This window comes from Kitasatospora sp. NPDC057692, from assembly GCF_042799475.1.
GTDB lineage: Bacteria > Actinomycetota > Actinomycetes > Streptomycetales > Streptomycetaceae > Kitasatospora.
On the sequence record NZ_JBHVIV010000076.1, the window covers coordinates 37,628 to 44,250 of the forward strand.

Below are 6,623 nucleotides of genomic sequence, written 5' to 3' on the forward strand. Positions count from 1 at the left end.
TCGGAACGGGTGCGGGGGCGGGGGTCAGTACCGGGTGGTCACGGTGTCCACCCAGAGCCTGGCGCCGCTGCGCACGCCTTCCAGGACGAAGTAGTAGATGCCGGCGCTCTGGTCGCCCCATGTGGAGGTGTCGCAGTGGTTGCTGCGGTGGCCGTAGGACTTGTCGGGCCCGAAGACGTCCTTGTGGATCTGGAGGTCGGCGTCCTTGAAGTCGTTGTTGCCGGTCGCGCAGCCCTGGAAGGTGACGGAGGTGGCGACGTCGTCGCGGTCGGCGTCCTCCCAGCGGCGGGACTCCGAGCCGGGCCCCCAGTTGCTGATGTAGGACGTCCAGGAGCCCTCGGCCAGGGCCGGGCCGGCGCCGGTGAGGCCGAGGAGCGCGGCGGCGACCAGGACGCCTCGGACGAGCGTGCGGTCGATGCGGCGGGGGCGGTCGACGGGGTTCTCTGCGCGCATGGTCCGTCCGATCGTTTCGGTGACACCGCCGTACGGGCGGCGTCGTGCAGGCGGAAGGAAACGGGCGGAGGTTCGATCCGAACGGTCGCGGTCACCCGATCGGCCGAGCCGCCGCGGAAATGACCTTAGCGTGCACGAACAGGTGCCCAGCACTATTTTTTTCGGCCATTCGGCGCGCCGGGGCCGAGGAGTCGGGGTTTGGCAAGAGGCGGATCGACATTCGCCGGAAATTCCCGGGACCGGGCTTATCCGGTCGAATATCGATCCACCTTGACTGCTTCTGGTCTATTGGTCGATCGATTTCTTATTCATGCGATTGTCGTTCCGGTGGAGCGCTGGCCGGATCTCGTCGCCACCGGCTACGCCGTGAGCAGCCGGGCCCGCAGCCGGCCGATCAGCGCCTCGTCAAGACCGAGCTTGCCGGTGGCATAGGCGTGCACCGAGCCGTGGGAGGCGACCAGGTCCGCGAGCGCGAGCCGGATCACCTCCTCCGGTGCGCGCCCGAAGGCGGGCCAGCGCAGGGTGCGCCCCGGATTGGCGGCGCGCCAGTCGGCCACCAGCCGGCTGGTGACGAGCTCGGTGAGCGCGAAGTCGGCGGCCACGTCGTCCTCGCCGACGCCGAGCAGGGTCAGCACCAGGGCGGCGACCAGCCCGGTGCGGTCCTTGCCGGCCGCGCAGTGGAACACCACCGGCCGCTCGGCCCCGGCGATCAGCTCCAGGACGGTGCGGATCTCCGCCGCCCCGTCCTCGGCCACCTCGGCGAACCGGTCCGCCAGGTAGCGCCACGGGTCGAGCCCAGGGTCGATCTCGGCCTGGTCGTACGGCCGGTGCTCGATCGAGAGGTTGTGGTACGCGACCCCGTCCAGCTCCGGTATCCGCCCCCGGCGCTCGATCTCCCAGGGGTAGCGCAGGTCGATCACGGTGCCGATGTCCAGCGCCCGGAACCGTTCGAGGTCGGCGGCCGAGCCGAGCCTGCCGAGCGAGGACGAGCGGTACAGCAGGCCCCAGCGGACCTTCTGCCCGCCGGCGGCCGGGTAGCCGCCCAGATCGCGGAAGTTGTAGGGGCCCTCGAACTCAAGATGGCGTGTCATGTTCGCACCCTACTGGGGCCGTTCCCCGACCGGTCGGGCCGGACGCGGTGGCACCGGACCCGGTGGCACCGGACCGGGCGATGGGACGGTCACGGCCCGCGGCGGGAGGGTCTGGGCCATGATGGAACGGATGTGACGGGGCGCCGGGACGGCCGTCCGGTGCGGCCCGTGCACGCCGACCGCACGGAGGCCCCATGGAGCAGCACCGCCCCGACCGAGTCCTCGACCGCGCCCTCGATCGCAACCTCGCCACGTCCGCGGACCGGGCGGACTACCTGATCGAGCTCTCCAACATCGTGCGGCGGACCGACTTCGGCGGCTCGGCGCCGCGTTCGCTGCACCGGCTGGGGCTGGTGGTGGAGGCGCTGGTGCGGCTGACCGGGGACCGGCAGGTGGCGCTGTACTGCGTGGCCGACCGCAGTCTGCTGGGCGGGCGGAGGGAGTTCGCCGAGGAGGCGGACGCCCGGACGCTGGCGCGGTGGGTGGCGGAGGGGCTGGTGGAGGAGGTGCCGGACGCCGACGAGCGGGTGCTGGAGATCGCCGGCATGACCGGGATCCAGGTGGTCACCGCCGACTACTACGACGACCACCGGATCGAGCACCCCTGGATCCAGGGCAACACCTGGCAGTTCCTGCGGCCCGAGGCGGCCGGGCGCGGGGCGGTGCGGCTGGTGCCGCTCGACATGGGCTACCGGACGGGCGCGGAGATCTCCAAGAAGATGGAGCTGTCGGCGCTCAAGAAGCAGGGTCTGCTGACGGCCGCCAGCAAGCCGCTGGTCGAGGTGGTCGGACGCGCCTGGCGCTGCCCGGAGGCGCGGTGCGCCGTGTACAGCGTGCACCGCGGCGGGCGGGTGATGCTGCCGCGGATGCGCCGGGGCGTGCCCACCTGCGAGCTGCACGGGACGCCGCTGCTCGACGACGGGGCCCGGCCCGGCGCCGCGCAGGTCAAGGTGGTGCTGGACGGGGAGTGCGCGGCCCGGTACACGCTGGACGAGGGCTCGCGGACGGCGGTCGGCCGGGCGCCCGGTCCGGACGGGGACGGCATCGCGCTGCTCGGCCTGCTGCCGGTCGAGCGGGCGGCCCTGGTCAGCCGCCGGCACCTGACGGTCTCGGTGCGCGGCGGCGCGGTGACGGTGCGGGACACCAGCACCTACGGCAGCCGGGTGCGCGAGGCCGGTCGGCGCGGCCACCTGGGCCCGTGGGAGCGTCTCCCGCCGGGCGCCGACCGGCCGTTCCGCCCGGGCGACGAGGTCGAGTTGACGCCCGGGCTGGTACTGACCCGCAGCGGCCGCCGCTTCCCGGCCGAGCTGGCCGGTGCCTGGCAGTCCGAGGCAGCCCGCACCCCGCTGCCGCCGGGGGCCGCCGAGGCCACCCGTTACGTCCAGCCCTGACGCCGCCGTCCGCCCGTCCGCCCGCCCGTCCACGCGCCCGCGCTCACACGCTGCGGTCCGACAGGATCTCCTTGACGATGTGCCGGGCGTTGGCGGCCAGCGCCGGGTTGGTGGTGCGGTAGTAGGGCAGTTGGACGAGTGCGAGGGACAGCGCCCAGGCCCGGCCGCGCTCCCAGGTGGCGTCGTCGACGGCCAGGGAGGTGCGGAAGGCCGGGCGGGCGGCGGCCGGCAGCAGGCTCCAGGCCGGCAGCAGGTCGACGGTCGGGTCGCCGACCCCCAGCAGGCCGAAGTCCAGGACGGCGCCGAGGCGTTGACCGGTGACCAGGAGGTTGCCCGGGGTGAGGTCGCCGTGCACCCAGCGGGCCGGTCCGGTGTGCTCGGGCAGCCGCAGGGCCTTGTCCCACAGGGCGGTCGCCGTCTCGGTGTCGATCACCCCGCGCAGCCGTCCGATGGCGGCCCGGGTGGCGGCGTCCCGGCCGGTCAGCGGTCCGGCGCGCAGCGCGGCGGGGGCGTCCGGGCCCGGTTCGACGGAGCGCAGTGCGGAGACGAAATCGGCGAGGTCGTAGGCGAGTTGGACGGGGTTGGGGAGCGATCCGACGGTCGGTGCCGCGCCGTCCAGCCAGCGCAGCACCGACCAGTCCCACGGGTAGCCGACGGTCGGCCGGCCCCGGCCGATCGGCGCGGGGACGGGCACCGGCAGATGCCGGGCGAGGCGGGGGAGCCAGTACTGCTCGCGCCCCAGGTTCCCGGCCGCCCAGGCGGCGCGGGGGAGGCGCACGGCGAGTTCTGGGCCGAGCCGGAACATCGCGTTGTCCGTGGCGGTGAGCCCGACCGACGCGAGCGGCAGGCCCTTCCACTGCGGGAACTGGGCGGCGATCAGCCGCCGCACCAAACCGGTGTCGATGGAGGGTTCTTCGTCGTGCAGACGGTCGTGCAGGTGGTCGTCGTCGTGCATGTGGTCGGGCGTCCGAGCGGCTGCGCACATGCCCGGCACTGTACGCCGCGACGGGCCCCGCCCTCAGGCGGATTTCGAACACCAGGGTGGGAATGTGCGTACTTCGCGGAGGCATTGGGTTCCACGGGGGGCGCTCGGGCTCGCGGCGGCACTGGCGGGAGCCGCCGCCCTCGGCCGGGCCGGCCGCGGTCCGGGCGGACTGCCGGCCCTGCGCACCGGGCTGGAGCACCCCGCACTGTCCGGGACGCCGGTGCCGGCGCTGCTCTTCGTCGGAGTCCTGGCGGCGCGCCGGAGCGCCTCGTCGACGACGCGGGCTGAGGGCGGGAGCGGCCGGCGCGCCACGCCCGGGGTGGTGGGGCGGGGCGGGGTGTCGGGGGTTGCTGCGAGAATGCCCGGGTACGGACAGCAACTCTGAAGAAGGTGACCGGCTTCGTGACCACGCCAGTCGAACAGGCGGCCCAGCAGGCCCAGCAGGCGATCGAGCGGAAGATCGCCGAGGAACTGGGCGTCCGCGAGGGGCAGGTGAGGTCGGCGGTCGAGCTGCTGGACGGCGGCGCGACGGTGCCGTTCGTGGCCCGCTACCGCAAGGAGGCGACCGGCTCGCTGGACGATGCGCAGCTGCGCACCCTGGAGGAGCGGCTGCGCTACCTGCGGGAGCTGGAGGAGCGCCGCGGCGCCGTCCTGGAGTCGATCGAGGCACAGGGCAAGCTGGACGACGCCCTGCGCGCGCAGATCCTCGCCGCCGACTCCAAGGCCCGGCTGGAGGACATCTACCTGCCGTTCAAGCCGAAGCGGCGCACCAAGGCGCAGATCGCCCGCGAGGCCGGGCTGGAGCCGCTGGCCGACACCCTGCTCGCCGACCCCTCGCAGGACCCGGCGGCGCTGGCGGCCGGCTACCTGAACGAGTCGGTGGCCGACGCCCCGGCCGCGCTGGAGGGCGCCCGGGCGATCCTGGTCGAGCGGTTCGGCGAGGACGCCGACCTGGTCGGCTCGCTGCGCGAGCGGATGTGGACGCGCGGCCGGATGGTCGCCACCGTCCGCGAGGGCAAGGAGCAGGAGGGCGCGAAGTTCGCCGACTACTTCGACTTCGCCGAGCCGTACACCAAGCTCCCCTCGCACCGCATCCTGGCGATGCTGCGCGGCGAGAAGGAGGAGGTGCTGGACCTCGACCTGTCGCCGTACGACGGCGAGGAGGGCGGCGACCTGCCCGGCGCGAGCGACTACGAGCAGCGGATCGCCGCCCGCTTCGGCATCGCCGACCACGGCCGCCCGGCCGACAAGTGGCTCGGCGACACCGTCCGCTGGGCCTGGCGCACCCGGATCCTGGTCCGGCTCGGCATCGACCTGCGCGGCCGGCTGCGCGCGGAGGCCGAGGACGAGGCGGTCCGGGTCTTCGCCGCCAACCTGCGCGACCTGCTGCTCGCCGCCCCGGCCGGCACCCGCGCCACCATGGGTCTGGACCCGGGCTTCCGCACCGGCGTGAAGGTCGCCGTGGTGGACGCCACCGGCAAGGTGGTCGCGTACGACACGATCTACCCGCACCAGCCCGCCAACAAGTGGGACGCCGCGCTGGCGACCCTGGCCGCGCTGGCGAAGCGGCACGACGTCGACCTGGTGGCGATCGGCAACGGCACCGCCTCCCGGGAGACGGACAAGCTCGCCGAGGACCTCGTCAAGCGCCACCCGGAGCTGAAGCTCACCAAGGCGATGGTCAGCGAGGCCGGTGCGTCCGTCTACTCGGCGTCCGCCTTCGCCTCGCAGGAGCTGCCGGACCTCGACGTGTCGATCCGCGGCGCCGTCTCGATCGCCCGCCGGCTCCAGGACCCGCTGGCCGAGCTGGTCAAGATCGACCCCAAGTCGATCGGCGTCGGCCAGTACCAGCACGACCTGAGCGAGGTGAAGCTCTCCCGCTCGCTGGACGCCGTCGTCGAGGACTGCGTCAACGCGGTCGGCGTGGACGTCAACACCGCCTCCGCCCCGCTGCTCACCCGGGTCTCCGGCATCACCGGCACGCTCGCGGACAACATCGTCGCCCACCGGGACGCCAACGGCCCGTTCCGCACCCGCAAGGCGCTCAAGGACGTCGCCCGGCTGGGCCCGAAGGCCTTCGAGCAGTGCGCGGGCTTCCTGCGGATCCCGGGCGGCGACGACCCGCTGGACGCCTCCAGCGTGCACCCGGAGGCGTACCCGGTGGTGCGCCGGATCCTCGCCGCGACCGGCGGGGAGCTGCGCGAGCTGATCGGCAACAGCGGCAGGCTGCGCGCCCTGCGGCCCGGCGACTTCGCCGACGACACCTTCGGCGTCCCGACCGTCACCGACATCCTCGGCGAGCTGGACAAGCCGGGCCGCGACCCGCGCCCGGCGTTCCGCACCGCGACCTTCAAGGAGGGCGTCGACAAGATCGGCGACCTGGAGGTCGGCATGCTCCTGGAGGGCGTGGTGACCAATGTGGCCGCGTTCGGCGCCTTCGTCGACGTGGGCGTCCACCAGGACGGCCTGGTGCACGTGTCGGCGCTGTCGAAGAACTTCGTCAAGGACCCGCGCGAGGTGGTCAAGCCCGGCGACATCGTGACCGTCCGGGTGACCACGGTCGACGTGCCGCGCAAGCGGATCGGGCTCACCCTGCGGCTGGACGACGAGGTGGGCCGCGGCGGCGAGGGCGGCGGCCGCGGCGGCGACCGCCAGGCCCGCCCGCCGCGCCAGGAGCGCCGCGGCGGCCAGGGCGGCCAGGGC

General features: G+C 73.9%; 5 protein-coding genes. 2 read left to right on the forward strand and 3 right to left on the reverse strand.

What is annotated here, in order from left to right; genetic code table 11:
- Positions 1–24 precede the first annotated feature (24 nt).
- Both ACFVFS_RS31840 and ACFVFS_RS31845 read right to left on the reverse strand, forming a co-directional pair.
- Positions 25–453, reverse strand: coding sequence for a hypothetical protein (locus tag ACFVFS_RS31840; RefSeq protein ID WP_380628293.1), 429 nt, complete (start codon positions 451–453; stop codon positions 25–27).
- Positions 454–812: 359 nt separating this feature from the next.
- Positions 813–1,544, reverse strand: a complete 732-nt coding sequence (locus tag ACFVFS_RS31845; RefSeq protein WP_380628294.1) for a tyrosine-protein phosphatase — start codon at positions 1,542–1,544, stop codon at positions 813–815.
- A gap of 194 nt (positions 1,545–1,738) precedes the next feature.
- Here ACFVFS_RS31845 and ACFVFS_RS31850 point away from each other — a divergent pair, with 194 nt between their 5' ends.
- Positions 1,739–2,935: an FHA domain-containing protein gene (locus tag ACFVFS_RS31850; protein WP_380628295.1), complete on the forward strand. Its 1,197-nt coding sequence runs from the start codon at positions 1,739–1,741 to the stop codon at positions 2,933–2,935.
- Positions 2,936–2,978: 43 nt separating this feature from the next.
- Here ACFVFS_RS31850 and ACFVFS_RS31855 read toward each other — a convergent pair whose 3' ends face one another.
- Positions 2,979–3,920, reverse strand: a complete 942-nt coding sequence (locus ACFVFS_RS31855; RefSeq protein WP_380628296.1) for an aminoglycoside phosphotransferase family protein — start codon at positions 3,918–3,920, stop codon at positions 2,979–2,981.
- A 402-nt stretch (positions 3,921–4,322) separates the two neighbouring features.
- Here ACFVFS_RS31855 and ACFVFS_RS31860 point away from each other — a divergent pair.
- Positions 4,323–6,623, forward strand: a 2,301-nt coding sequence (locus ACFVFS_RS31860) for a Tex family protein (RefSeq protein WP_380628297.1), incomplete at its 3' end; no start/stop codon positions are given.